The organism is Streptomyces javensis (assembly GCF_039525925.1).
GTDB classification, from domain to species: Bacteria; Actinomycetota; Actinomycetes; order Streptomycetales; family Streptomycetaceae; genus Streptomyces; species Streptomyces asiaticus.
Window position 1 is genome coordinate 68255 of record NZ_BAAAIF010000028.1, and the last position, 23827, is coordinate 92081.

Sequence of the window (23827 nt, forward strand, 5' to 3'; positions counted from 1 at the left end):
GGAGGTAAGAGGGCGGGAGAAAGCCAGGAGTCCGTACGGGATCTCCGGCCGCTGTGCGCGAGGTGGATCAGCGGCGACGACAGGCCGCGGACAGGCAGCGGCAAAGATCGATGTGCAGGCGCGCCACGAGCGGAACGCTCGCTGAGATGTGGGGCGCGGCTGCTGTCTTCATGACAAGTACGTTAACACCGCCGCTTTGGGGAACCCAAAGGAAATCTTTGACTTCGATGCGCGCCTGGGGTGATGGGAGGGCATCTGAGGGGTCAAAAGACGTCAACGCCCCCTGCGCCAGCGGAAGCTGGCCCAAGGGGCGTCGGTGGAGTGTGCGGGGTGGTGTGAGGAGGGTTACAGGCCAGCGCCGGTCAGACGCCGTCCTCCTGGCTCTGGTTCGCCGCCAGCCGCTCCTTGGCGCGGTCCACCTTCTCGGCGACCTCGACGGCCAGGGCGTCCCGCTGCTTGCGCAGCACGATCCAGCTGAGCGGCGCGGAGACGACCAGCGCGAGCAGCATCACCCAGAAGAGATTGGAGCTGCCGAGGCCGGAGGGCAGCACCCGGAAGTAGACCAGGCCCCAGATGACCAGGAACGAGCCGACGAAGATTCCCAGGCGCATGAGGGTGTAGCGGAACGCGGCGCTCGGCGTGAAGGACACGACTCGTCCTCTCTCTCCTGGGAGTTCTGCGGGAGTTCTGCGGGAGCTCTGTGGGGAGCTCTGCTGCGGGGCCTTCCGAGGGACTTCCGGGGGCTTCCACCGGAAGAACCTGTCCTCCCAGTGAACCACGGCCGGTTTCTGATCAATTCAGCGGCAGCCACATGGTGATGTCGTCCCGGAAGTCGTCGTCCGCGACCTTGATCGCGCCGGGCACCCGCCCGACCTCCTTGTAGCCGCACCGCTCGTAGAAGAGGTCCGCCCCGGTGCCACCTCGGCAGGTGAGCCGTATCCCCCGGATGCCGTCCATATCGCGCGCGGCGTCCTCGGCGGCGGCCATAAGGGCGCGGCCGTATCCCCTGCCCTGGTGGGAGGGGTGCACCATCACGGTGTAGAGCCAGCACCAGTGGCGCATCAGCCGGTGGGTGTTGAAGGTGAAGAAGGCGGTGGCGGCCACCGCGCCGCCCTCGTCGCGGCCGAGGAGCAGACGGGTCCGGCCCTCCGTCATCGCGGCGAGGTGCTTGATCAGCTCGGGGCGTATGTCGTCCTTGACCACGGGCGGTACGAAGCCGACGGCGCCCCCCGCGTTCGAGACGTCGGCCCAGAGGGCGCAGACGGAGTCGAGCAGCTCGGGGGTGGTCTCGGGGTCGAGTTCACAGCGCAGGGGCATGCGATCGACGATACCCAGGGGGTCTGTCAGCGCCCCCGCGCGCCCCGAGTCCGTACGCGGCCGCGGTCCGGCCGCCTCGTACGTGGCCGCGGTCCGGCCGACTCGTACGCGACCACGGTCCGGCCGACTCGTGCGCGACCGCGGTCCGGCCGCTCAGCCCAGCACTTCCGCCGCGACCCGCAGATCGGCCACCAGCCCCTCGTACACCGCCTCCCGGTCATCGGCCCGCAGCACCGCGGAGGGGTGGATCGTGGGGACGATCAGGGCGCCGCGCGCCGGCCCCGACGGGGCGCCCTCCAGCCGCGTGCCGCGCTGCTTGGTCACCCGGAACGACGAGCCCAGCAGCGCCTTCCCCGCCGTGGCGCCGAGCGCCACGACCACCTCCGGCTCGATCAGCTCCAGCTCGGCCTCCAGCCAGGGCCCGCACGCGGAGAGCTCGCGCAGGCTCGGCGGCTTGTGGATGCGCCGCTTGCCGCGCTCGGGGACATGGGTGAACTTGAAGTGCTTGACCGCGTTGGTGATGTATGTCTCGTCCGGGTCGATCCCGGCCTCGTCCAGGGCCCGGTCGAGGACCTTGCCCGCCGGGCCCACGAAGGGTTTGCCCTGCCGGTCCTCCTGGTCGCCCGGCTGCTCGCCGACGAGCACGACCCGGGCGTCCGGGTCCCCGGCGCCGAAGACGGTCTGCGTGGTGTCGCGGTGCAGCGGACAGCCGTGGCATCCGGCCGCCGCTTCCCGGAGCGCGCCCAGGTCGGCGCCCTCCGGGACGAAGGGGGCGGCGGTGTACGCGTCCTCGGGGCTCTTCGTACCGGCCATAACCCCCGAGTGCCCCGCTCGGCGGCCGTCAGACAGCGGCCGCCGGGCGAGGGCGATACGGGTCACACCGGCACCGGCGGTACGCCCGCGAGGCGCGTCATACCCGCCGTACGGATCACACCCGCATCGGCTGCGGGGTCTCGCGGCGGGCCGGGTCCGGGCCCTCGAACTCGCGGATGACCTCGTAGCGGGTGTTCCGCTCGACCGGCCGGAACCCGGCGTCCCGGATCAGGTCGAGCAGGTCGTCACGGGTGAGCTTGTTGGGCGTCCCGTAGTCGTCGGCGTCGTGGGTGATCTTGTACTCCACGACCGACCCGTCCATGTCGTCCGCGCCGTGGTTGAGCGCGAGCTGCGCGGTCTGCACGCCGTGCATCACCCAGAAGACCTTGACGTGCGGCACGTTGTCGAAGAGCAGCCGCGAGACCGCGAAGGTCTTCAGCGCCTCCGCGCCGGTGGCCATGGTGGTGCGGGCCTGGAGGCGGTTGCGGATCTTGCCGTCCTTCATGTCCACGAAGTCGTGCTGGTAGCGCAGCGGGATGAAGACCTGGAAGCCGCCGGTCTCGTCCTGGAGCTCACGCAGGCGCAGCACGTGGTCCACCCGGTGGCGGGGCTCCTCGATATGCCCGTAGAGCATCGTGCAGGGCGTCTTGAGCCCCTTCTCGTGCGCGAGCCGGTGGATGCGCGACCAGTCCTCCCAGTGGGTCTCGTGGTCGACGATGTGCTGCCGGATCTCCCAGTCGAAGATCTCGGCGCCGCCGCCGGTGAGCGACTCCAGCCCGGCGTCGATCAGCTCGTCGAGGATCTCCGAGGCGGGCATGCCGGAGATCTTCTCGAAGTGGTGGATCTCGGTGGCGGTGAACGCCTTGAGGGAGACCTGCGGAAGGGCCTCCTTGAGCGCCTTGAGCGACCGCGGGTAGTAGCGCCAGGGGAGGGTCGGGTGCAGGCCGTTGACGATGTGGAGCTCGGTGAGGTTCTCGTTCTCCATCGCCTTGGCGAGCCGGACGGCCTCCTCGATGCGCATCGTGTAGGCGTCCTTCTCGCCGGGCTTGCGCTGGAAGGAGCAGTACGCGCAGGACGCGGTGCACACGTTCGTCATGTTGAGGTGGCGGTTGACGTTGAAGTGCACGACGTCGCCGTTCTTACGGGTGCGCACCTCATGGGCGAGACCGCCCAGCCAGGCCAGGTCGTCGGACTCGTAGAGGGCGATGCCGTCCTCCCGCGAGAGCCGCTCACCCGCGCGGACCTTCTGCTCCAACTCCCTCTTGAAACCCACGTCGTGTGTGGTCCCCGTCACCCCGGTCGCCTCCCAATACGTCTGCTGATGTCAGCCTTGGCCGACACTACGCCTCGATGTCCTCCGGAAGCTCGCCGACCCGGTTCTCCCACTTCGTGGACAGCACGATCGTGGTCCGGGTGCGGGAGACGCCCTTGGTGCCGGAGAGCCGGCGGATGGTCCGCTCCAGGCCGTCCACGTCGGAGGCGCGCACCTTGAGCATGTAGGAGTCGTCGCCCGCGATGAACCAGCAGTCCTCGATCTCGGCGAGCTCGCGCATCCGGTGGGCCACCTCCTCGTGGTCGGTGGCGTCCGAGAGCTGGATGCCGATCAGCGCGGTGACGCCCAGCCCCAGGGAGGCGGCGTCCACGGTCGCGCGATAGCCGGTGATCACCCCGGCGGCCTCCAGGCGGTTGATCCGGTCCGTGACGCTGGGCCCGGAGAGGCCGACGAGCCTGCCGAGCTCGGCGTAGGAGGCCCGGCCGTTCTCCCGCAGGGCCTGGATGAGCTGCCTGTCCACCGCGTCCATATCCACGTACGCCTTCCATTATTCAAGGTTTGAGCGGGATTACATGTAGAATCTAAGGCATCAGGGCCACAAGCCCTGTAAATCTTTTAGGCGATCGACCATCCCTCAGGAGATGAGACTCACCGTGTACACGATCGAGGGCCTTGAGGCCCGCATGCTCGAGCTGCGGGACCTGGCCAGCCGCTCGCGTGCAGCCCGTACCACCGACCGGCCCGTCTCCCGCGCGGCCCGCCGCGCGGCCGTCGTCGCGGCCCGCACCGCGCGCACCAGGCGGCGCTGGACCCGCTAGGGCCAGTCGTCAAGGGGAGCGCCCTGCTCCCGACGCCTGGCACGGCCGCTCGCCGCGTTGTCGCATCACCCGAGTACGCCCAGTACGAGGGCGATGCTCCGCCTTGCGATCGACCGCACCAGACTCCCCCAGCTACCGCTGGGAGGTGCCCCCTGCTCGCGGCCGGGCGCCCCCTTTGACGCCAGACCCTAGGCCGTTCCCCGGTCCCGGTCCCCACCGAGTTCCCCCTCCCACCGGCGGTACAGCTTGTGCGGCACCCCCGCCGCGTCCAGCACCCGCCCCGCGACGAAGTCCACCAGATCCTGGATGTGCGTCGCCCCCGCGTAGAACGCCGGCGAGGCGGGCAGCACCACCGCGCCCGCCTCGTCCAGCGTCACCAGAGCCTTCAGCGTCTGTCCGCTCAGCGGTGTCTCACGCACCGCCACCACGAGCTTGCGCCGTTCCTTGAGCGTGACGCTCGCGGCCCGCTGGAGCAGGTCCTTCGACAGCCCGAGCGCCACCCCGGCGACACACGCGGTGCTCGCCGGGACGATCAGCATCCCCTTGGCCGGATACGAGCCGGAGGACGGCCCGGCCGCCAGGTCCCCGGGCGACCAGTGGGCCACGTCCGCCACCTCGGCGGGCACCTCGAAGGCGTCGGGGCTGCCGTCCGCGCCGCGCGCCAGCCAGCGGCGCAGATCGTCACGCCAGTGGGCGTCCCGGAAGCCGATCCCCGTCTCGTCCAGCAGCGTCAGCCGTGACGCCCGGCTGACCACCAGGTCGACCGCCTCGCCCGCCGCCAGCAGCGCGCGCAGCACCGAGGCGGCGTACGGCGTCCCGGACGCGCCGGACACACCGACCACCCAGGGACGGCGCCCGCCCACTTCTTCGTGCGGCCCGTACGGCTCGTGCGGCCCGTAAGGCTCGTGCGGCGTCTCCACGTCACCGAGCCTATCCGGCGGGTCTCACAGGCCGAGGCCCCGCACCACCAGGTCGAGGAGCGCGCAGCAGAACAGGGCGATCCCGATGAAGCCGTTGACCGTGAAGAAGGCGCGGTTCAGCCGGGACAGATCGCCCGGCCGCACGATGGTGTGCTCGTACGCGAACGCCGCCGCGACGATCGCCAGCCCGACCCAGAAGAACGCCCCGGCGTCCGTGGCCAGCGCGTACCAGACCAGCAGGGCCGTGGTGACCACATGGCAGACGCGCGCCCCGTGGAGCGCGCCCGCGATGCCGAAGCGGGCCGGCACCGAACGCACCCCGTGCGCCCGGTCGGCCGCCACGTCCTGGCAGGCGTAGATCAGGTCGAAGCCGCCGATCCAGATGCCGATCGCGAGCCCCAGGATGGCCGCGTCCCACGACCACTCGCCGGTGACCCCGATCCAGGCGCCGACCGGCCCGATGGCCTGGGCCACGCCCAGGATGGCGTGCGGATAGTCGGTGAACCGCTTGCCGTACGGATAGACCACCATCGGCACCACCGCGAGCGGCGCCAGCGCCAGGCAGAGCGGGTTCAGGAGCGCCGCCGAGCCCAGGAAGACGGCGAGCGCGATGAGCGCGCCGGTCCACGCGGTGCGCACCGACACGGCGCCGGTGACCAGCTCACGGCCGGCGGTGCGCGGATTGCGGGCGTCGATCTCACGGTCGATGATCCGGTTGCAGGCCATCGCGAAGGTGCGCATGCCCACCATGGCGATCGTGATCAGCAGCAGCCGCGTCCAGTGGACGGTGCCGTCCCACAGGTGCATCGCGGTCAGCGCGGCGATGTAGGCGAAGGGCAGCGCGAAGACCGAGTGCTCGATCATCACCAGCCGCAGAAACGCCCGGACCCGGCCGGGCGGCGCCGGTTCGGGGCCGAAGAGATCGGGGGTCGCGGAATCGGCGCTCACAGCCCGTACTCCTTCCATCGCTTTGTCACCCGATCGGCGGTCTCCGGATCGGACATGACCATGCGCGGCCATCCGCCGTCGCGCGTATAGCCCTCCTCGGGCCACTTCGCGGTGGCGTCGATGCCCGCCTTACCACCCCAGAACTGCTGGTACGAGGCGTGGTCGAGATGGTCGACGGGGCCTTCGACCACGGTCAGATCGCGGGCGTAGTCGGTGTTCCCCAAAGCGCGCCAGGAAACCTCGTGCAGATCGTGGACATCGCAGTCGGCGTCGACCACGACGATCAGCTTGGTGAGCGACATCATGTGGGCGCCCCAGATGGCGTGCATCACCTTCTGCGCGTGCTTGGGGTACTTCTTGTCGATCGAGACGATCGCGCAGTTGTGGAACCCGCCGGACTCGGGGAGGTGGTAGTCCACGATGTCCGGGATGATGATCTTGAGCAGCGGGAGGAAGAACCGCTCGGTCGCCCTGCCCAGCGGTCCGTCCTCGGTCGGCGGACGGCCCACCACGATCGACTGGAGCAGCGGTCGCCGCCGCATCGTCACACAGTCGATGGTCAGGGCCGGGAACGGCTCCTGGGGCGTGTAGAAGCCCGTGTGGTCGCCGAACGGGCCCTCCGGCAGCGTCTTCCCGGGCTCCAGCCAGCCCTCGATGACGACCTCGGCGGCCGCCGGGACCTGGAGCGGCACCGTCTTGCAGTCGACCATCTCGACCCGCCGGCCCTGGACGAACCCCGCGAAGAGGTACTCGTCGATGTCGCCGGGCAGCGGCGCGGTCGAGGCGTAGGTCACGGCGGGCGGCGCGCCGAAGGCGATCGCCACCGGGAGCTTCTCCCCGCGCCGGGCGGCCACTTGGTAGTGGTTGCGGCTGTCCTTGTGGATCTGCCAGTGCATGCCGATGGTGCGGCGGTCATGGCGCTGGAGGCGGTAGAGGCCGAGGTTGCGCACCCCGGTCTCCGGGTGCTTGGTGTGGGTCAGGCCGAGGTTGAAGAACGACCCGCCGTCCTCGGGCCAGGTGAACAGCGCCGGAAGCTGGTCCAGATCGACGTCCTCGCCGGTGCGGACCACCTCCTGGACGGGCGCCTCCTTCACCTTCCGCGGCGGCACATGGGCCATCGAGCCCAGCTTCCCGAACGCCTCGCGCAGGCCGACGAACCCCTGCGGCAGCTCGGGCTTGACCAGCCCGCCGATCTTCTCGCTGATCTCGTCGTACGAGCGGAGTCCCAGGGCCTTCAGGAGGCGGCGGTCGGTGCCGAAGACATTCATGGCCAGCGGCATCGCCGAACCCTTGACGTTCTCGAAGAGCAGCGCGGGGCCGCCCGCCTTGTTGACCCTGTCGACGATCTCCCCGACCTCGAGATGGGGATCGACCTCGGCCCTGACCCTCTTGAGGTCGCCTTCCCTGTCGAGCGCCCGCAGAAAGGAACGAAGATCGTCATAAGCCATACGTCCCAGTATCCGGTACGCACTACCCTGGTCCCGTAACTGGGGGCCCGAGCCACCGCCCCGAACACCACACGCAGGGGGAATCGCCTCATGCTACGGGTGCTGATGATCCTGGTGCCGCTGGCACTGAGCATCTACGCGTTCATCGACTGCATCACCACCGACGAACAGGACATCCGCTATCTCCCCAAGCCCATCTGGGCGATCCTCGTCCTGCTGTTCCCCGTCGTGGGCTCCGTCTCCTGGCTGATCACGGGCCGCAAGCGCGCCGCCCCCGGAGGCGCCGGCCGGCCCGGCGTCCGGGGCACGGGCGGCGGCGGGGGCGGCTGGATCGCGCCGGACGACAACCCCGAGTTCCTCAAGTCCCTGAACGACAAGGGGCGTAAGGACGACGGGGACGGACCGGCCGACACGTCCGGCGAACGTGAGAGCGACGAGGAGCGCCTGAGGGACTGGGAGGCCGACCTCCGCCGCCGCGAGGAGGAGCTGCGCCGCAAGGGCGAGGGGCCGGGCTCCGGTTCGGGTTCCGGTTCCGGGTCCGGGTCGGGTCCGGAGGACACCCCGCCGGCCGCGTCCTGAGAGGCGGCCGGACGGCCACAAGGCTGGAGCGGCCAGAAGGCTGGAGAAGTGCGGCAACGGCCGGTTCCCCCGACATGGGTCGGGGGAACCGGCCGTCGCGTTGTGCGGTGTCAGACCCCGGCGTAGGAGTGCTTGCCGGTGATGAAGATGTTGACGCCGTAGTAGTTGAACAGGTAGCAGCCGAAGGCGATCAGCGCGAGGTAGGCGGCCTTGCGGCCCTTCCAGCCGGCGGTGGCGCGGGCGTGCAGGTAGCAGGCGTAGGCGACCCAGGTGATGAAGGACCAGACCTCCTTGGGGTCCCAGCCCCAGTAGCGGCCCCAGGCGGCCTCGGCCCAGATCGCGCCCGCGATGATCGTGAAGGTCCACAGCGGGAAGATCGTGGCGTTGATGCGGTACGCGAACTTGTCCAGCGACGCCGCCGAGGGCACCCGCTCCAGAACGGACTTGGCGAACCGGCCGAACTGCTTGCCCTCCGGGTTCTCCAGCTGGACCTCGTAGCGGTCGCGGAAGAGGTAGAGCAGCGTGGCGACGGCCCCGATGTAGAGCGAGGCGCCGGAGACGATCGCGCAGCTGACGTGGATCCAGAGCCAGTACGAGTGCAGGGCCGGAACCAACTGGTCGCTCGCGGTGTACAAGACAGAGACGGCGAGACCGAGGTCGAGGAGGACCGTGGTGACGAGGGGCAGCCCGATCCAGCGCACATTCTTCTTCAGCGCCAGCAGCACCAGGTACGTGGCCACCGCGACCATGGCGAAGGTCGTGGAGAACTCGTACATGTTGCCCCACGGCGCCCGCCGCACCGACAGCGCGCGGAAGAGGACGCCCGCGGCATGAAAGAGGAAGGCCAGTACGGTCAGGCCGACCGCGATCCGGCCGTACACATCGCCCTGTTCGGTGCCGCCCGCGGCGCCCGGCCCGTCCGGGACGTCGCGGCTGCCCGCCGCGGAGCGCGTGACGATCTTCGGCCGGTCCAGGACGGCGGTGCCACCGCTCTGCCCGCCGACCCGCACGGTCACCTTGGCGCGCTGGGCGGTCTCGGCGTCGGCGGTGATCGCGGCGGCGGTGCGGCCGACGGCGCTGCGGCTGCCGAACACCCACTCGGCGATATGCGCCAGGAAGGCGAGGGTGTAGACCGCCATCGCCGAGTAGATCAGCACGTTGCTGTAATGAGCCAGGTTCTCGTTGACTTCGGCGGCGAGGTTCACGCGCGCGCTCCTTCGGCAGGATCTGCGGGATCTGCGGTGTCGGATGCGGATTCCGAGGCGGAGTCCTCGGTGGATTCCTTGGTGGAGGATTCCTTGGCGGAGTCCTTACCGGAGTCCCCGGTGGAGTCCTTACCGGAGTCCTTGGTTGAGTTCCGGTCGGGCTCCGGGTCGGGTTCCGCTTCCGGGGCCGGGGGTGCGTCCGCCTGGAGACGGACGGCCAGATCGGCGAGTTCTTCGGGCAGCTTGGCGTACTCACTGCGGCCGAGCCCCGCCATCTCGACCACGGTGGCGCCGTCCTCGCCCCTCACCGCGCGCACCCACACCCGGCGGCGCTGGATGAACAGGGAGGCGGCCAGGCCCACCAGGGCGGCCACGGCACCGATGAGGGCGCCCTGGTCACCCGGCTTGTGCGAGATCTGGAAGCTGGCCCATTCCTTGACGCCGTCGAACGACAGCGTTCCGGCGCCGTTCGGCAGCTTCATGGTGTCGCCGACCTTGAGCGCCCGGGCGAACTTGGTCTTGCCGTCGGGCTCCATGAACTGCTTCATCCGCGACTTGTCCAGCTGGTACACGCTCTGCGGAGTGCCGCCGTCCACACCGAGGCTGCCGTGGTAGGCGGTCAGGACCAGCGTCGGGTTGTCCAGCGCCGGGAAGACGGAGAACATGCCCTGGCTGCGCACCCAGGTCGGCAGGAACTGCCCCTGGAAGCCGATTTGGTCCTTCTTGCCGTTCTTGTCCCGATAGTCCGGGACCTTGATGACCATGCTCTCGGTGAGGTTGGCCCCGTCGATCGGCAGCCCGACCACCGGGCCCTGGTGCACCACATCACCCTTGCCGTCCCGGATGGTGACGACAGGCGAGTAGCCGTGGTTCAGCAGGAAGACCTTGTAGCCCTGGATCTCCAGCGGCTCGTTCACCTTGATCGAGGTCTTGTGGCTGGCGCCGTCCGCGCCGTCCCAGTAGCTCACATCGGCCCGGAAGGTGCGCGGGGTGCGCATCTGCGGACCGCTGCGTTCATAGGTCGCGGTGAAGCGGTCCAGCTGGAAGCCGAAGGGGGCGAGGTCGTCGCTGTTGAACAGCTGCCCCGTCTTGATGTCGTCGTACTGGGTGAGGCTGTTGGAGAAGCCGCCGCCCTCGGTGATCAGGCTGCTGCCCTCGGTCTTCCACAGCTGCCCGGCGGCGAAGGACACCAGCAGCACGATCAGCGCGGTGTGGAAGAGCAGATTGCCCACCTCGCGCAGATAGCCCTTCTCCGCGGCCACCGCGTCACCGGAGGTCTCGACGCGGAAGCGGCGCCCCCTCATGATCTTCCGGGCGGCGGCCAGCACCTGCTCGGGCTCGGCCTCACTGCGCCAGGTGGTGTACGCGGGAAGCCGGGTCAGCCGGCGCGGCGCGGCCGGCGGGCGGCCGCGCAGCTGGCCGATGAACTGCCAGGTGCGCGGCACGATGCAGCCGATGAGCGAGATGAACAGCAGGAGGTAGATCGCCGAGAACCACACCGAGCTGTAGACGTGGAACAGCTGGAGCTTCTCGTAGATCGGGGTGAGCGTCGGGTGCCGCTCCTGGAAGTCCTGCACCTTGAGCTGGTCGATGCTGGTCTGCGGGACCAGCGAGCCGGGGATCGTGGCGAGGGTGAGCAGCAGGAGCAGCAGCAGCGCCACCCGCATCGAGGTCAGCTGCCGCCAGAACCACCGGGCCCAGCCGAGCGGCCCCAGCGAGGGGACGTTGATCTCCTCGGCCGGGGCGGTGGACAGTTGCGACCCCGCGGCGCCGAGCTCGCGCTCCTCGGCGGTCGCGCCACCCTCGGGCGGCGGGCCGGCCTCCTTGCCGGCCGCGGTGTCGGTATCGGTGGTGGACATCGATCAGATCCCAACGTTGAAGCCCTGAGCCCAGGTCTGCATGGAGCCCATCATGGTGTCCCAGACACCTGTGAGCAGCAGCACCCCCAGAGCGACGAGCATGCCGCCCCCGGCTCGCATCACCCAGACGTAATGCCGCTTGACCCAGCCGAAGGCACCCAGCGCCCGGCGGTAGGCCACGGCCACCACCACGAACGGCAGCCCGAGTCCCACGCAGTACGCGGCGGTGAGCAGGGCCCCGCGCCCCGCGCTCGCCTCATTGAACGCCAGGGCGTTGACGGCGGTGAGCGTCGGCCCCAGGCACGGCGTCCAGCCGACGCCGAACAGGGCGCCCAGCACCGGCGCCCCCGCGAGCCCCAGCGTGGGCTTGATGTGGAAGCGGAACTCCCGCTGTCCGAAGCCCCCCAGCACCCCCATGAAGGCGAGGCCCATCACGATCGTGACAACCCCGAGGATCTTGGAGATGGTCTCCTTGTGCTCCTGGAGCGTCCAGCCGAAGTTGCCGAAGAGCGCGCCCCCGGAGACGAAGACCGCGGTGAAGCCGAGCACGAAGAGCGAGGCGCCCGCGACCATCCGGCCGCGCTTGGCCTCGGCCAGATCCGTGCCCGTGACGCCTGTGACGTACGACATATAGCCGGGCACCAGCGGCAGTACGCAGGGGGAGAAGAAGGAGACCAGTCCGCCGAGCAGGGCGACCGGAAGCGCCAGCAGCAGCGCCCCGGTCAGGACGGTCTGGTTGGGATCGGTCGCGGCGGCCAGCGTGTTCACGAAAGGTCACTTCTCCGCGATCAGCGGGGTGACCATGGTGCGCAGGCGCTCCTCGCTGAGCGGCGTCAGAGCGCGGGCCGCGATCCTGCCCTCCCGGTCCAGCACGATCGTCGAGGGGATGGCCTGCGGGTTGAGGCTGCCCTTGGGGAAGCGCAGCATGAGCTTCCCGATCGGGTCGTACAGACTCGGGTAGTCGATGCCGTATTCCTTCTCGAACCTCAGCGCGGGGGCGCGGTTGGAGTCACGGGTGTTGATCCCGACGAACTGCACACCCTTGGCCTTGGTGTCCTTGGCCACCTTGGCCAGGTTCGACGCCTCGGCCCGGCAGGGGGCGCACCAGGAGCCCCAGACGTTGAGGACCACGATCTTGCCCTTGTAGTCCGCCACATCCAGCGGCTTGCCCTCCAGGGTCTTGCCCGAGAGCTGGGGTGCGTCCTTACGGTTCTCCTTGGCGACGGTGTCCACGCCGCCCTTGCCCTGGACGAACTTGGTGTCGGCGGAGCCGCCCGAGGTGCCGCCCCCGCCGCAGGCGGTCAGGGACAGCGCGGCAACCGTGGCCCCGACGGCCAGCACGGTTGCGCGACGACGGGTCGCGAGGCCCCGAGGGGCACGGCAGGCACTCATGTGAAAAGTTTCGCATGGCCCTTTTGGGGATCTTCGCCACCCCCCTCCGGGCATCCCGCGGGGCCCCGCGGGATGCCGCCCCCGGCTCACCCCCGGCTCGCCCCGCGCCCACCGGCGCCGTCAGCCGCCGTGCGCGCTCCACGCCTGGCCCACGCCGAGCCCGCGCAGCTCGGCCAGGACCGCGGGGTCCTGTGCGTCCAGCCAGTCGGTGAGCTGCTTGAAGGAGACCAGCCGGACGTCCTTGTGCCGCTCGTCCGCCATGTGCTTGAGCGCCTCCTCGACGGCGTCCATATAGATACCGCCGTTCCACTGCTCGAAGTGGTTCCCGATGAAGAACGGGGCGCGATTGGTCTCATAGGCCCGCTTGAAACCGGCTATGTAGGCCTCGGTGGCCTGCTTGCGCCAGCCCGGGTAGTTCGCGGGCGGGGCATTGGTGGAATTCTGCGACTGGTTCGCCAGAATATTGTAGTCCATCGAGAGCACCTCGAAGGAGTGCCCAGGAAAGGGAATCTGCTGGAGCGGGAAGTCCCACACACCCTGCTTCTTCGACGGCCACACCTGAAGTCCGCCCGGCGAACTGGCGTCATAGCGCCAGCCGAGCTCCCGGGCGGTCGGCAGCAAATTGGTCTGCCCCTTCAGACATGGCGTGCGGCCGCCGATAAGCTCCTTGTGATAGTCGAAGGGCAGCGGATCCACATCGGTGAACCGGGTATTCGTCTTCCACTCCGTGACGAAGGACATGGCCTGGTCGATCTCGGACTTCCACTGCGCGGACGTCCAGTTCTCCACCGAGCCGCTTCCGGAACAGAAGTGGCCGTTGAAATGGGTGCCGATCTCATGGCCCTCGAGCCACGCCTCGCGCACGTTCCGCAGCGTGGCCTTGATGTGGTCATCCGTGAGATAGCCGATGTCGGAGGCGCCCACCGGGTTGTTCGGCGGCCGGTAGAGCGACTTCTTCGACTCCGGAAGGCAGTAGATACCGGAGAGGAAGAAGGTCATGGTCGCGCCGTGGTCCTCGGCCAGCTTGCGGAACCGCGGGAAGAGACCGTTCCCGACCTCTCCCGCGCCGTCCCACGAGAACACCACGAACTGCGGCGGCTTCTGCCCCCGTTCCAGCCGCTCCGGCTTCGGGGCCTCCTTACGCCGCTCACCGTGCGAAGTGGAGCCGTCACCGATCGGCTTCGCCTGGGTCGTCTTCGAGGGCTTCGGCGTACCGGATCCGGACCCCGAGGAACAGCCGGCGACGGCCAGTGATGCCGCCGCTCCCACACCAAGACCGAGGATCCCCCTCCGGCTGACCTCACGCATAACGTCCTCAATTCGCACTCGCCGTTCTGATTGCCCGGGGTGTCCGGACAACCCTGGAGATGGCGAGGCGAATAGCGAGGTTCCGAAAGAACGCGGTCAATTACAGGGCGGACACAATGTCTCCATTCGGTGGCACGCCGTATGCCCCGACGGCCATCCCACGGCCATGTGCCCGTCACGCACATCGCGGGCCCGCCGCACCGCACATGGCGGCCCGCACCCCCGGCCGGGCGCGGCCGGGCGCACCCCTCAGGCGCCGTAGCCCTTGGCGGCCCCCTTCACCGGCTTGGCGCCCGCGCGCAGATGGGGCGGAACGAGATCACGGGCGGGTTCGCTGTAGCCCACCGAGACGATCCGGTCACCGCGGAAGGTGAAGCTGGTGAGGCTGGCCAGCGTGCACTGCCGCCGACGCGGGTCGTGCCACAGCCGCCGCCGCTCCACGAAGCTGCGCACGATCCAGATCGGCAGCTGATGGCTGACGCACACCGCCTCGTGCCCGCGCGCGGCGTCCCGCGCCCGGCCCAGCGCCGCCATCATCCGCACCACCTGGTCGACATAGGGCTCGCCCCAGGACGGGCGGAACGGGTTGGTGAGATGACGCCAATTGCCCGGTTTGCGCAGCGCGCCGTCGCCGACACCGAAGGTCTTGCCCTGGAAGACGTTGGCCGCCTCGATCAGCCGCTCGTCCGAAGCCACGTCCAGGCCGTGCGTCTTGGCGATGGGCGCCGCCGTCTCCTGCGCCCGCTCCAGCGGGGAGGCGACCACATGGGTGACGTCACGGTCGGCGAGGTGATCGGCGACCCGATCGGCCATCTGCCGCCCCAGATCGGAGAGGTGATAGCCGGGAAGCCTGCCGTAGAGCACGCCCTCCGGGTTGTGGACCTCGCCGTGGCGCATCACATGGACGACGGTGATGTCGTTCTCGCTCTGTGTCATGTCACCCATCATTCAGTGGCCTCGGCGGCGGCCCGCGCCGCCCCCGGCAGAGCCGCCGCCACCCGCTCCAGCGCCTTCTCGTCGTGCGTCGTGGAGACGAACCACGACTCGAAGGCGGACGGCGGGAGGTAGACGCCCTGGGACAGCATCGAATGGAAGAAGGCGGTGAAGCGGAACGCCTCCTGCGCCTTGGCCTTCTCGTAGTCGGTGACCTCGTCGGCGGTGAAGAAGACCGAGAACATGTTGCCCGCGACCTGGACCCGGTGCGCCACGCCCTCCTTGGAGAGCGCCTCCGTCACCATCGCCCGCAGCCGCTCGGAGGCCGCGTCGACCAGTCCGTACGCCGCGTCGTCCAGCAGCCGCAGCTGGGCGACGCCCGCCGCCGTGGCGACCGGGTTCCCGGACAGGGTGCCCGCCTGGTAGACCGGGCCGGCCGGGGCCAGCCGCTCCATGACCTCGGCGCGCCCGCCGAAGGCCGCCGCCGGGAAGCCGCCGCCCATGACCTTGCCGAAGGTCATCAGGTCCGGCTCCACGCCGTCCAGTCCGAACCACCCGGCCCTGGAGACCCGGAAACCGGTCATGACCTCGTCGGAGATGTAGAGCGCGCCATGGTCGGCGCACAGCTGCTTGAGGCCCGCGTTGAACCCGGGCAGCGGCGGCACCACGCCCATGTTGCCCGCCGACGCCTCGGTGATCACACAGGCGATCTCCCCGGGGTGCGCGGCGAAGGCCGCCCGGACCGCCTCCAGGTCGTTGTACGGCAGCACCACGGTCTCCCCCGCCTGCGCTCCCGTCACCCCCGGAGTGTCCGGCAGCCCGAAGGTCGCCACCCCGGACCCGGCCGCGGCCAGCAGGGCGTCCACATGCCCGTGGTAGCAACCGGCGAACTTGATCACCTTCGACCGCCCAGTGAACCCACGGGCCAGCCGGATCGCCGACATCGTCGCCTCGGTGCCGGACGACACCAGGCGCACCTGCTCGACCGGGGCGACCCGCGCCACGATCTCCTCGGCGAGCTCGACCTCGCCCTCGCCCGGCGTGCCGAACGACGTACCGCGGGCGACGGCGGCCTGCACGGCCGCGGTGACCTCGGGGTGGGAATGGCCGAGGATCATCGGTCCCCACGAGCACACGAGGTCCACGTACTCGCGTCCGTCGGCGTCGGTGAGGTACGGACCGTCCCCGGACACCATGAAGCGGGGCGTACCTCCCACGGCGCGGAACGCCCGCACCGGAGAGTTCACGCCGCCGGGCGTCACGGCGGCCGCGCGATCGAAAAGCGTCTGCGAAACTGGGGCTGCGTACGGATAGCTCACACAAGCCATGTTGTCAGAGGCGGACGTACTCCCGCGGCCGGGCGTTTCACAGCTCTATGGTGGGGGAGGTCTCTGTGAACAGAGATCGGGTTGCGCGGTAGTGGCCGCGAGTGGTCGGGTGGAGATATGTATCGCGGTGGCGAGCTGGGTGAAGGGACTGACGACCGAGGCCCCGAGCGTGCCCGGCCCGGACGCCATCGGCGGGACGAGGCGGGCAGGGCAGGCAGGAGCGGGGGCCGCATGGGGGTGACCTACAAGTACTTCGGTGCGCCGGACGGCGCCACCGCGGCCAGGGTCCCCATCTCCATGCGCCCCGAGGAGCTCGGCGGCGACGAGCTCGGCCACGGCATGTTCACGAAGATCAAGCCGGAGACGGTGGCGGCGATGGTCCTCACCGGCATCGAGGGCGTCCCGCTGCACAAGGTCCCCCCGCTCGAACTGGTCGTTCTCCACCCGGACTACGCCGTCGTCAAGCTCCCGATGACCGCCGTCGATCCGCTGCGCGGCGTCGGCGAGGAGGCGGTGGGCGCCGCGGCCTTCATCTGGTCCACGGTCCCCGACCGCGGCGGCCCCCGGGACGCCTTCACGGTCTATCAACTGCTCCACGAGTGGCAGGACTTCAGCCACCGGCTGCACGAGGCGGGCCACCAGCCGTACTGCCTGGTCTGGCCCTGAGCCGGGGGCTCGGGCGGGCCCGGGTGCGGCCGGGTCAGTGGATTGTTCTGAGCAGGTCGCAGACCGGGTGGCCGAGACCCCTCCTCGGCGGCGTCGACTCGAAGGCGTAACCGCACGGCACCCATCCCCCGGTGGGATCCTGTGGTGGGCGCCGATCGTAGCGTTCCGCTCCGCCACGGGCCTCGCATGGGCGGGCCGTACCCTTCCCCCATGCTCATCGCACGTTCCATCGCTCTGTTCGCCGTGGCCGCGCTCCTGGAGATCGGAGGCGCCTGGCTCGTCTGGCAGGGCGTGCGTGAGCACAGGGGGTGGGTGTGGGTCGGCGCCGGGGTCATCGCCCTTGGCGCCTACGGATTCGTGGCCACGCTCCAGCCGGACGCGGAGTTCGGCCGCATCCTCGCGGCGTACGGCGGCGTGTTCGTCGCCGGATCGCTCGCCTGGGGCATGGTCGCCGACGGCTACCGGCCCGACCGCTTCGATGTGATCGGAGCGCTGATCTGTCTGGCCGGAGTCGCCGTGATCATGTACGTGCCTAGGAGGTAACCATCGGTCGGCCGTGGCCGCCCTTGCCTCCGTGGTCGCCGTGGTTGTCCTTGCCGTGGTCACCGTGGTGGTCGTCCTGCTCCTGCTCCGTGCCGAGGACGCAGCCGGTGTCCGGGTCGATGATGACGGTCGTGATGGTGTGGTCGCACTCGACCTCCACGACCCACACCTGCTTGACCTGCTGCTTGTGCGGGTCCTTGTGCTCGTCCTTGCGCTGCTTGTCCTTGCGCTGGTCGTCGTGGTGGCGCGCGTCCTTGCGGTCGTCCTTACGGCCGTCCTCGTGCTTGCCCTGGTGGTGCGCGTCGTCCTCGGGGCAGTCCACCAGCTCGGCGCTGACCGCCTGGCCGCCGACCTCGCACTCGGCGATCTCGACCGCCTCGGCGAGCGTCACCGAGTCGTTCTTCTTCTGGTCCTGCTTCTTCTGGTTCTGGTGGTCGTTGTGCTCCTGGCCGTGGCGCGCCTGGTCGTCCCCGTGGACGGGAACGGCGACGGGACGGACGGCACCGCGGTCCTGGGCCTCCTCACCTGACTGGGCGGCCTCGTACGGCTGAGCGGCCTGCTCGGGCTGCGCGGCCTGCTCGGGCTGAGCCGCCTGCTCGGGCTGCGCGGCCTGCTCGGGGCGCGCCGCGCTGCGGCCCTGGATGCCGGGCCAGTACTTCCCGGTGGGGAAGTAGCGGGTCGGGTCCTGACGACCCTGGTCCTCGCGCTGGCCGTGCTCCTCCTTGCCGCTGTCCTCCTTACGGCTCTCCTCCTTGCCGCTGTCCTCCTTACGGCTGTCCTCCTCGCGGCTCTCTTCCTCGCTGCCGCTGTCCTCACGACCGCTGTCCATCTTCTCGTCGTACTGGCCGTGGTCCTCGTGCTGGCCGTAGTCCTCGCGCTGGTCGCTCTCCTCGCGCTGGTCGCTCTCCTTCTTCTCGTACCCCCCGGCCTCGTCGTGACGGCCCTCCTGGTCGTCCCGGGCGTGGTCATCGTGGCGACCGCCGTTGGGGTCCTTGTGGCTGCTCGCCTCGTAGCTGCTCGCCTCGTAGCGGCCGTGCTCGTGGTCGCTCTTCTTGTCCTCGTGCTGGCCCTTCTTGTCCTCGTGCTGGCCCTTCTTGTCCTCGTGACGGCCGTTCGGGTCCTTCGCCTCGTAACGACCGTGCTCTTGCTGGCCCTTCTTGTCCCCGTGCTGGCCCTTCTTGTCCTCATGACGACCGTTGTCGTGGTTCCCCTTGTCGTGGTTCCCCTTGTTGTCGCCGTGCGCCCGGTCCTGAGGACAGTGGTTGCTCTGCGACGAGTGCGGGTCGGGGGTGCTGGCCGAGGCCCATGCGGTTCCCGGAGCACCGGTGACCAGGGCCGCCGCCGCGATGGCGCCCGCTGAGGCCACGCCCCAGCGTCGGAAAGAACGACGGGACCGCTGAAGGAATCTGCTCTGCTGGGTCATTACCTGAATTCACTCCTTGGGCATGGGTGCTCCAACTACCGGCGCCGCGCCGGACGAAGTGCACCCTTCCCCGAGCCCGAGAGCCCCTAGCGGATTCCTATCTTCAGTCCCCCGGTTGGAGGCAAATCAGGACGTCATATCCTGCGTATGGATCATGCGCACACACCACCGTCTGCGCCACGTCGCCACTGGAGGGCCGATGACCACCCGTACCGCAGTGATCACCGGCGCGAGCAGCGGGATCGGAGCCGCGACCGCGCGCCGCCTGGCGGCCGCCGGATTCCGCGTCGTCCTCGCCGCCCGCCGCAAGGAGCGCGTCGACGCGCTCGCCGCCGAGCTGACCGGGGCGGGGCACCAGGCCGAGGCGTACGTCCTGGACGTCACCGACCGCGCCGCCGTGGAGTCCTTCGCCGCCGGTCTGGACCGCTGCGACGTCCTGGTGAACAACGCGGGCGGGGCGGTCGGCGCCGAGACCGTGGCCACCGCCGACCCGGCCGACTGGCGGGCGATGTACGAGGTCAATGTGGTGGGCGTACTCCAGGTGACCCAGGCGCTGCTGCCCGCCCTCACCGCCTCCGGCGACGGCACGATCGTCGTGCTGTCCTCCACTGCGGGCCATGTGGCGTACGAGGGCGGCGGCGGTTACGTGGCGGCCAAGCACGGCTCCCACGCCATCGCGGCCACCCTGCGCCTGGAGCTGTGCGGTGAGCCGGTACGGGTGATCGAGATCGCCCCGGGCATGGTCAGGACCGACGAGTTCGCGGTGAACCGCTACCGCGGCGACGAGAGCCAGGCCGCGGCCGTCTACGAGGGCGTGGCCGAGCCGCTGACCGCCGATGACGTGGCCGACACGGTCGAGTGGGCGGTCACCCGCCCCTCGCATGTGAACATCGACATGATGGTCATCCGCCCCCGCGCCCAGGCCGCCCAGCACAAGGTCCACCGCGAGCGCTGAGCCCGCCCTCCCTCCTCCTGCCGCGGCTCCTTATCGCCCTGCCACCACGGCCGCCACCGCCCGTTCGGCCCAGTGCGGGTGCGCCGTCCCGGATCCGCCGACCACGCCACGGCCCGCAATGGCGACATCGGGCAAGTCGCTACACAGGCGCCCGCGGACCGGGGGCAGGACACCCAGCGGCGGCGTCAGCTGCGCAATGTCACAGAGGTGTCTTGCCCCCACCCGCACCTATGCAGAGGAATCATGCATCACACCCACAGAGCGACCACACTCATAACCGTTTGCTGCCTTGCCCTTCTCACCGCCTGCACCGATGGCGATGACCAAAGTAAGCCCGAGGAGACTCCGCGCACTGCGCCCAGGCTGGGGCAGAGCGCCGATACCGTCGGCGTCGACGGCAAAGGGGCTGTGCGGATCACCCCGGACACTGTGGTCTACGTCCACAAGGCCAGCACGGGCATGCCGGAACACGACCTCTACGCCGTCGTCACCTTCCAAGCCGAGAACCGGTCTGATGCCCCCGTGACAGTAGCGACCAGCAAAGGAGGCTTCCGCTGGAAGGCACCCAGCGGGCACACCGTCAAGGCGGGGAACAGCAAGGGTGCGGCAAGGATCGCTCCCATCGGCTTCCATGACGGCGGGCCTGCCGTCCAGCCTCACACCTTCCGCAGAAACACCGTCGCCTTCGACATCACCGACGCCGAAAAAGGCGGCGCCCTCGTCTATGTCGACGGCAACGGTGACGCCTCTCGCTGGACAATCCCGACCGCCGATTCAGGGACCGCCGTCTCGGCGTTGAAGTCCGCGCTGACATAAACCGGGCTGCGTTCTCCAAGGCGGCCACCTTCGACGGCCAGGGGCGTTCGGGTCGGCTCTCGATTGCGGGCGGTCCTGGAGGTCAGCCCTTCACGCACACCAGCTGCTTGAGCCGCGCCACCACCTCGACGAGGTCCCGCTGCTGGTCGATGACCTTCTCGATCGGCTTGTACGCCCCCGGGATCTCGTCCACGACGCCGGAGTCCTTACGGCACTCCACACCCCGCGTCTGCTCCGCCAGATCCTGGGTCGAGAAGCGCTTCTTCGCCGCGTTACGGCTCATCTTCCGGCCCGCTCCGTGCGAGGCCGAGTTGAACGACGCGTCGTTCCCCAGACCGCGCACGATGTACGAACCGGTGCCCATGGAGCCCGGGATGATCCCGTAGTCCCCGCTCCCGGCGCGGATGGCGCCCTTACGGGTCACGAGAAGGTCCATGCCCTCGTAGCGCTCCTCGGCCACGTAGTTGTGGTGGCAACTGATGACCGGCTCGAAGACCGGACGGGCCTTCTTGAACTCCTTGCGCACCACGTCCTGGAAGAGCGCCATCATGATCGCGCGGTTGTACTTCGCGTACTCCTGCGCCCAGAAGAGATCGTGCCGGTACGCGGCCATCTGCGGGGTGTCCGCGATGAAGACGGCCAGGTCGCGGTCGACCAGATTCTGGTTGTGGGGCAGCTTCCGGGCCTCGCCGATGTGGTACTCGGCCAGCTCCTTACCGATGTTGCGGGAGCCGGAGTGCAGCATCAGCCAGACCGAACCCTCGTCATCGAGACAGAACTCGATGAAGTGGTTACCGGATCCGAGCGAACCCATCTGCTTGACGGCGCGCTCCTGGCGGAACCTGACCGCCTGGGCCACTCCCCCGAACCGGCTCCAGAAGTCGTCCCACCCCGTGGTCGGAAACGCGTGCAGCCGCCCCGGGTCCACCGGGTCGTCGTGCATACCGCGCCCCACCGGGATCGCCTGCTCGATCCGGGACCGCAGCCGCGAGAGATCCCCCGGAAGGTCGCCCGCGGTCAGCGACGTCTTGACGGCCGACATCCCGCAGCCGATGTCCACCCCGACCGCCGCCGGGCACACCGCGCCCTGCATCGCGATCACCGAACCGACCGTGGCACCCTTCCCGTAGTGCACATCCGGCATCACGGCGAGGCCCTTGATCCAGGGCAGCGTGGCCACATTGCGCAGCTGCTGCATGGCCACGCCCTCGACCGTCGAGGGGTCGGTCCACATCCGGATCGGCACCTGCGCGCCGGGCACCTCGACATACGACATGATGTACTCATTCCCCCGTAAAAGACTGAAAACGCAAAAGCCGGGCCAATGCCCCATAGGCGGCGGGCGACCGGCAGGCACGGCAGTGCGTGCGGTAGACATTGTGTCCAGCCACCGCCTACGGGCGGCAAGGAGTTTTCCGTCGCTCGAAGGGACACCGACAGTGCAGCCAGCGCAGCGAAGGGCGTACGGACGGCGGGCCACCCCGGCCGTCGCCGTGCTCATCACCGTGCTCGCCGCCGCGGGGCTCGGTGGATGCACCGGTTCCGATTCGACGGCCGACCCGGACGACGGCGCCTCCGGCGACTCCGGGACGGCCGTCTCGGCCGAACCCGGCCGCTATCGCACGCTGCCCGAGGCATGCGGCGCGGTGAGCCGCAAAACCCTCCAGACCCTGCTGCCCGGCGCGGATCAGGACGACAAGGTGTACGACGGCCAGGCGGCCGTGACGTATGACATAGACCGCCGGGACGGCTGCCGCTGGAAGGTGGAGACCTCGAGCGGCACGCGCTATCTCACGATCGACTTCCAGCGGGTGGTCTCGTACGACCCCTCGGTCAGCGATGACGACCGGGCCCAGGAGACGTACGAGAAGAAGGCCGTCGCCGCCGACATCCCGGACGCCACGAGCCCTCCCTCGAGCCCCTCCGACTCGGAGAGCGGCGCGGGCGACGAGGGCGACGCGGGCGGCTCGAGCGACGGCGGCGACTCCTCCCCCTCCGCCAGTTCGAGCGCCGATGAGCCCGGCAAGGGCGGCAAGGGCGGCAAGGGCGACGAAGCCGGTAAGGGCGACAAGGCCGACGAGGGGGGCAAAAGCGCCGATAGCCCCTCCGCGGGCGCCGATGCGAGCGGCGGAAGTGACGAAAGTGACACCGCCTCGGAGGACACCGCCCCGCGCCGGCTGGACGACCTCGGTGACGACGCCTTTCTCAACGACCAGCTGATCACCAAGGACTCGGGTATCCACCGCGACATCACCGTCGTGTTCCGGTCCTCGAATGTGATTGCCACCATTGAGTACGACCAGTGGACGACCGACAAGAAGCACATTCCCAGCAGCCAGGAACTCCAGGAAAACGCCCAGGACTTGGCCGATGAACTGACCGGTCGCCTCAACGAATAACGGGTCCTCGCCGCACCCCCGCGAGCGCCGCGTCCCCACCCCGCGGAGACCTCGGAAATTGGGACGCCCGCGCGTCGGCCGCGTACCGTGCCGACTAATGACGCGGGCGGTACGTCCGCCCATCGACAGAGAATGAGCGAAGGACCCATGCACCGTTCAGCCCCGCGACTCGCCCGAATACTCGCCTGCGCGACCGTACCGGTGGTGCTCGTCGCCGGCTGCTCCTCCGGCTCGGACAAGAAGGACGACAAGAACGCCGGTGGCTCAGCGAGACCCGGCTCGCCCAGCGCTTCTCCCACCGTCGCGGCAGCGAAGTTCAGCAAGCTGCCGGATGTGTGCTCCACGCTTTCCGGGAAGACGGTCGACGATCTCGTCCCCAAGGCGCAGAACAAGAAGGGCAAGGCCCTTCCCTCGGCCGACACCAATACGTCGGCCAGCTGCCTGTGGAGCGGCCTCGACAAGTTCGACTACCGCTCGCTGACCGTCTCCCTCAAGCTGTTCCACTCCGACCCGGGGCTCGGCTCCGGCGACAAGCGCGCCGGGGAGTACGCCGCCCAGCAGGCGAGCAGGGCCGCCACCGCCGGCAAGGTGACCGACCCCAAGACCGAGAAGGTCGCGGGCATCGGCGACGACGCGACCACGGTCAGCGCCAAGGAGAAGAAGGACGGCGACGACTTCCGCGATCAGACGGTCGTGGTCCGCACCGCCAATGTCGTCATCACCCTCCAGTACGACGGCGCGGGCTATGAGACCGCCAAGGCCCCGGACGCGGCCGACCTGCTCAAGGACGCCAAGTCCGCGGCCAAGGAGGCCGTCGGCGCCATCGGTAAGGGCGCCAAGAGCGGCGCCTGACCCGCCGACACGACCCCTTCCCGCCCCTGAGC

Annotated in this window: 25 protein-coding genes; 8 read left to right on the forward strand and 17 right to left on the reverse strand. The window is 69.5% G+C overall.

Annotation, left to right across the window (positions count from 1 at the left end):
• Positions 1–362: 362 nt before the first annotated feature.
• From ABD329_RS24380 to ABD329_RS24400, 5 genes are all read right to left on the reverse strand, one after another.
• Entirely contained in the window at positions 363–650 is a 288-nt protein-coding gene (locus ABD329_RS24380) for a DUF4229 domain-containing protein (protein WP_198277858.1), read from the reverse strand.
• Between the two features lie 142 nt (positions 651–792).
• Positions 793–1317: a GNAT family N-acetyltransferase gene (locus ABD329_RS24385; RefSeq protein ID WP_198277857.1), complete on the reverse strand. Its 525-nt coding sequence runs from the start codon at positions 1315–1317 to the stop codon at positions 793–795.
• Between the two features lie 153 nt (positions 1318–1470).
• Positions 1471–2130: a UdgX family uracil-DNA binding protein gene (locus ABD329_RS24390; RefSeq protein ID WP_198277856.1), complete on the reverse strand. Its 660-nt coding sequence runs from the start codon at positions 2128–2130 to the stop codon at positions 1471–1473.
• A gap of 115 nt (positions 2131–2245) precedes the next feature.
• Positions 2246–3424 (reverse strand): aminofutalosine synthase MqnE, encoded by a 1179-nt coding sequence (mqnE, locus tag ABD329_RS24395; protein WP_164433317.1) that lies wholly within the window; start codon positions 3422–3424, stop codon positions 2246–2248.
• A 46-nt stretch (positions 3425–3470) separates the two neighbouring features.
• The gene (locus ABD329_RS24400) at positions 3471–3932 is read right to left on the reverse strand and encodes an Lrp/AsnC family transcriptional regulator (protein WP_014054040.1); all 462 of its coding nucleotides are present in this window, start codon (positions 3930–3932) and stop codon (positions 3471–3473) included.
• 112 nt (positions 3933–4044) lie between these two features.
• Between ABD329_RS24400 and ABD329_RS24405 the strand changes: the two genes are divergently transcribed.
• Entirely contained in the window at positions 4045–4221 is a 177-nt protein-coding gene (locus ABD329_RS24405; protein ID WP_198277855.1) for a hypothetical protein, read from the forward strand.
• Positions 4222–4409: 188 nt separating this feature from the next.
• On the opposite strand, the gene ABD329_RS24410 is transcribed toward ABD329_RS24405, so the two are convergent.
• The 3 genes from ABD329_RS24410 to ABD329_RS24420 form a co-directional block, all read right to left on the reverse strand.
• On the reverse strand, positions 4410–5084 hold the full coding sequence (locus ABD329_RS24410) for a UbiX family flavin prenyltransferase (RefSeq protein ID WP_344316904.1): 675 nt from the start codon (positions 5082–5084) through the stop codon (positions 4410–4412).
• An 81-nt stretch (positions 5085–5165) separates the two neighbouring features.
• Positions 5166–6089, reverse strand: coding sequence for a menaquinone biosynthesis prenyltransferase MqnP (gene mqnP, locus ABD329_RS24415; RefSeq protein WP_086882087.1), 924 nt, complete (start codon positions 6087–6089; stop codon positions 5166–5168).
• Positions 6086–7537, reverse strand: coding sequence for a menaquinone biosynthesis decarboxylase (locus tag ABD329_RS24420; protein WP_198280251.1), 1452 nt, complete (start codon positions 7535–7537; stop codon positions 6086–6088). The genes mqnP and ABD329_RS24420 overlap by 4 nt, the downstream gene beginning before the upstream one ends.
• A gap of 90 nt (positions 7538–7627) precedes the next feature.
• Between ABD329_RS24420 and ABD329_RS24425 the strand changes: the two genes are divergently transcribed.
• Positions 7628–8116: a PLD nuclease N-terminal domain-containing protein gene (locus ABD329_RS24425; RefSeq protein WP_198280250.1), complete on the forward strand. Its 489-nt coding sequence runs from the start codon at positions 7628–7630 to the stop codon at positions 8114–8116.
• 110 nt (positions 8117–8226) lie between these two features.
• Here ABD329_RS24425 and ccsB read toward each other — a convergent pair whose 3' ends face one another.
• The 7 genes from ccsB to hemL all read right to left on the reverse strand — a co-directional run bounded on the left by ccsB (position 8227) and on the right by hemL (position 16141).
• Positions 8227–9321, reverse strand: a complete 1095-nt coding sequence (gene ccsB / locus ABD329_RS24430) for a c-type cytochrome biogenesis protein CcsB (protein ID WP_198280249.1) — start codon at positions 9319–9321, stop codon at positions 8227–8229.
• On the reverse strand, positions 9318–11180 hold the full coding sequence (resB, locus tag ABD329_RS24435) for a cytochrome c biogenesis protein ResB (RefSeq protein WP_198280248.1): 1863 nt from the start codon (positions 11178–11180) through the stop codon (positions 9318–9320). The genes ccsB and resB overlap by 4 nt, the downstream gene beginning before the upstream one ends.
• 3 nt (positions 11181–11183) lie before the next feature.
• Positions 11184–11948 (reverse strand): cytochrome c biogenesis CcdA family protein, encoded by a 765-nt coding sequence (locus ABD329_RS24440; protein ID WP_037955272.1) that lies wholly within the window; start codon positions 11946–11948, stop codon positions 11184–11186.
• 6 nt (positions 11949–11954) lie between these two features.
• Positions 11955–12572 (reverse strand): TlpA family protein disulfide reductase, encoded by a 618-nt coding sequence (locus ABD329_RS24445; protein WP_198280247.1) that lies wholly within the window; start codon positions 12570–12572, stop codon positions 11955–11957.
• A gap of 120 nt (positions 12573–12692) precedes the next feature.
• On the reverse strand, positions 12693–13880 hold the full coding sequence (locus ABD329_RS24450) for a polysaccharide deacetylase family protein (protein WP_198277791.1): 1188 nt from the start codon (positions 13878–13880) through the stop codon (positions 12693–12695).
• 249 nt (positions 13881–14129) lie between these two features.
• Positions 14130–14816 carry a histidine phosphatase family protein gene (locus ABD329_RS24455; RefSeq protein ID WP_198277790.1) on the reverse strand — a complete coding sequence of 229 codons (687 nt, stop codon included), beginning with the start codon at positions 14814–14816 and terminating at the stop codon, positions 14130–14132.
• Positions 14817–14824: 8 nt separating this feature from the next.
• A complete protein-coding gene (gene hemL, locus ABD329_RS24460; RefSeq protein ID WP_198277789.1) occupies positions 14825–16141 on the reverse strand; it encodes a glutamate-1-semialdehyde 2,1-aminomutase in 1317 nt (438 codons plus the stop codon).
• Positions 16142–16258: 117 nt separating this feature from the next.
• Here hemL and ABD329_RS24465 point away from each other — a divergent pair, with 117 nt between their 5' ends.
• Complete coding sequence (locus ABD329_RS24465) at positions 16259–16807, forward strand: hypothetical protein (RefSeq protein WP_241787818.1); 549 nt, start codon at positions 16259–16261, stop codon at positions 16805–16807.
• 210 nt (positions 16808–17017) lie between these two features.
• Entirely contained in the window at positions 17018–17350 is a 333-nt protein-coding gene (locus tag ABD329_RS24470) for a YnfA family protein (protein ID WP_198277788.1), read from the forward strand.
• Here the strand turns inward: ABD329_RS24470 and ABD329_RS24475 are convergent.
• Complete coding sequence (locus ABD329_RS24475) at positions 17340–18716, reverse strand: hypothetical protein (RefSeq protein ID WP_198277787.1); 1377 nt, start codon at positions 18714–18716, stop codon at positions 17340–17342. The genes ABD329_RS24470 and ABD329_RS24475 overlap by 11 nt on opposite strands.
• Before the next feature lie 256 nt (positions 18717–18972).
• Between ABD329_RS24475 and ABD329_RS24480 the strand changes: the two genes are divergently transcribed.
• Positions 18973–19728, forward strand: coding sequence for an SDR family NAD(P)-dependent oxidoreductase (locus tag ABD329_RS24480; RefSeq protein WP_198277786.1), 756 nt, complete (start codon positions 18973–18975; stop codon positions 19726–19728).
• 243 nt (positions 19729–19971) lie between these two features.
• Entirely contained in the window at positions 19972–20544 is a 573-nt protein-coding gene (locus ABD329_RS24485) for a hypothetical protein (protein ID WP_198277785.1), read from the forward strand.
• A gap of 82 nt (positions 20545–20626) precedes the next feature.
• Here ABD329_RS24485 and ABD329_RS24490 read toward each other — a convergent pair whose 3' ends face one another.
• Entirely contained in the window at positions 20627–21820 is a 1194-nt protein-coding gene (locus tag ABD329_RS24490) for an RtcB family protein (RefSeq protein WP_198277784.1), read from the reverse strand.
• Between the two features lie 163 nt (positions 21821–21983).
• Between ABD329_RS24490 and ABD329_RS24495 the strand changes: the two genes are divergently transcribed.
• Both ABD329_RS24495 and ABD329_RS24500 read left to right on the forward strand, forming a co-directional pair.
• Positions 21984–22943: a DUF3558 domain-containing protein gene (locus tag ABD329_RS24495; RefSeq protein WP_306420126.1), complete on the forward strand. Its 960-nt coding sequence runs from the start codon at positions 21984–21986 to the stop codon at positions 22941–22943.
• 147 nt (positions 22944–23090) lie between these two features.
• Positions 23091–23795: a hypothetical protein gene (locus ABD329_RS24500; RefSeq protein ID WP_198277783.1), complete on the forward strand. Its 705-nt coding sequence runs from the start codon at positions 23091–23093 to the stop codon at positions 23793–23795.
• Positions 23796–23827: the final 32 nt, after the last annotated feature.

Coding starts and splice junctions, on each gene's coding strand:
- ABD329_RS24445 (WP_198280247.1), bottom strand. CDS start 12,572: ATGAGTGCCTGCCGTGCCCCTCGGGGCCTCGCGACCCGTCGTCGCGCA.
- ABD329_RS24420 (WP_198280251.1), bottom strand. CDS start 7,537: ATGGCTTATGACGATCTTCGTTCCTTTCTGCGGGCGCTCGACAGGGAA.
- ABD329_RS24450 (WP_198277791.1), bottom strand. CDS start 13,880: ATGCGTGAGGTCAGCCGGAGGGGGATCCTCGGTCTTGGTGTGGGAGCG.
- ABD329_RS24490 (WP_198277784.1), bottom strand. CDS start 21,820: ATGTCGTATGTCGAGGTGCCCGGCGCGCAGGTGCCGATCCGGATGTGG.
- resB (WP_198280248.1), bottom strand. CDS start 11,180: ATGTCCACCACCGATACCGACACCGCGGCCGGCAAGGAGGCCGGCCCG.
- ABD329_RS24390 (WP_198277856.1), bottom strand. CDS start 2,130: ATGGCCGGTACGAAGAGCCCCGAGGACGCGTACACCGCCGCCCCCTTC.
- ABD329_RS24455 (WP_198277790.1), bottom strand. CDS start 14,816: ATGACACAGAGCGAGAACGACATCACCGTCGTCCATGTGATGCGCCAC.
- ABD329_RS24425 (WP_198280250.1), top strand. CDS start 7,628: ATGCTACGGGTGCTGATGATCCTGGTGCCGCTGGCACTGAGCATCTAC.
- ABD329_RS24480 (WP_198277786.1), top strand. CDS start 18,973: ATGACCACCCGTACCGCAGTGATCACCGGCGCGAGCAGCGGGATCGGA.
- ABD329_RS24485 (WP_198277785.1), top strand. CDS start 19,972: ATGCATCACACCCACAGAGCGACCACACTCATAACCGTTTGCTGCCTT.
- ABD329_RS24470 (WP_198277788.1), top strand. CDS start 17,018: ATGCTCATCGCACGTTCCATCGCTCTGTTCGCCGTGGCCGCGCTCCTG.
- ABD329_RS24405 (WP_198277855.1), top strand. CDS start 4,045: ATGAGACTCACCGTGTACACGATCGAGGGCCTTGAGGCCCGCATGCTC.
- ABD329_RS24465 (WP_241787818.1), top strand. CDS start 16,259: ATGTATCGCGGTGGCGAGCTGGGTGAAGGGACTGACGACCGAGGCCCC.
- ABD329_RS24400 (WP_014054040.1), bottom strand. CDS start 3,932: ATGGACGCGGTGGACAGGCAGCTCATCCAGGCCCTGCGGGAGAACGGC.
- ABD329_RS24385 (WP_198277857.1), bottom strand. CDS start 1,317: ATGCCCCTGCGCTGTGAACTCGACCCCGAGACCACCCCCGAGCTGCTC.
- ABD329_RS24500 (WP_198277783.1), top strand. CDS start 23,091: ATGCACCGTTCAGCCCCGCGACTCGCCCGAATACTCGCCTGCGCGACC.
- hemL (WP_198277789.1), bottom strand. CDS start 16,141: ATGGCTTGTGTGAGCTATCCGTACGCAGCCCCAGTTTCGCAGACGCTT.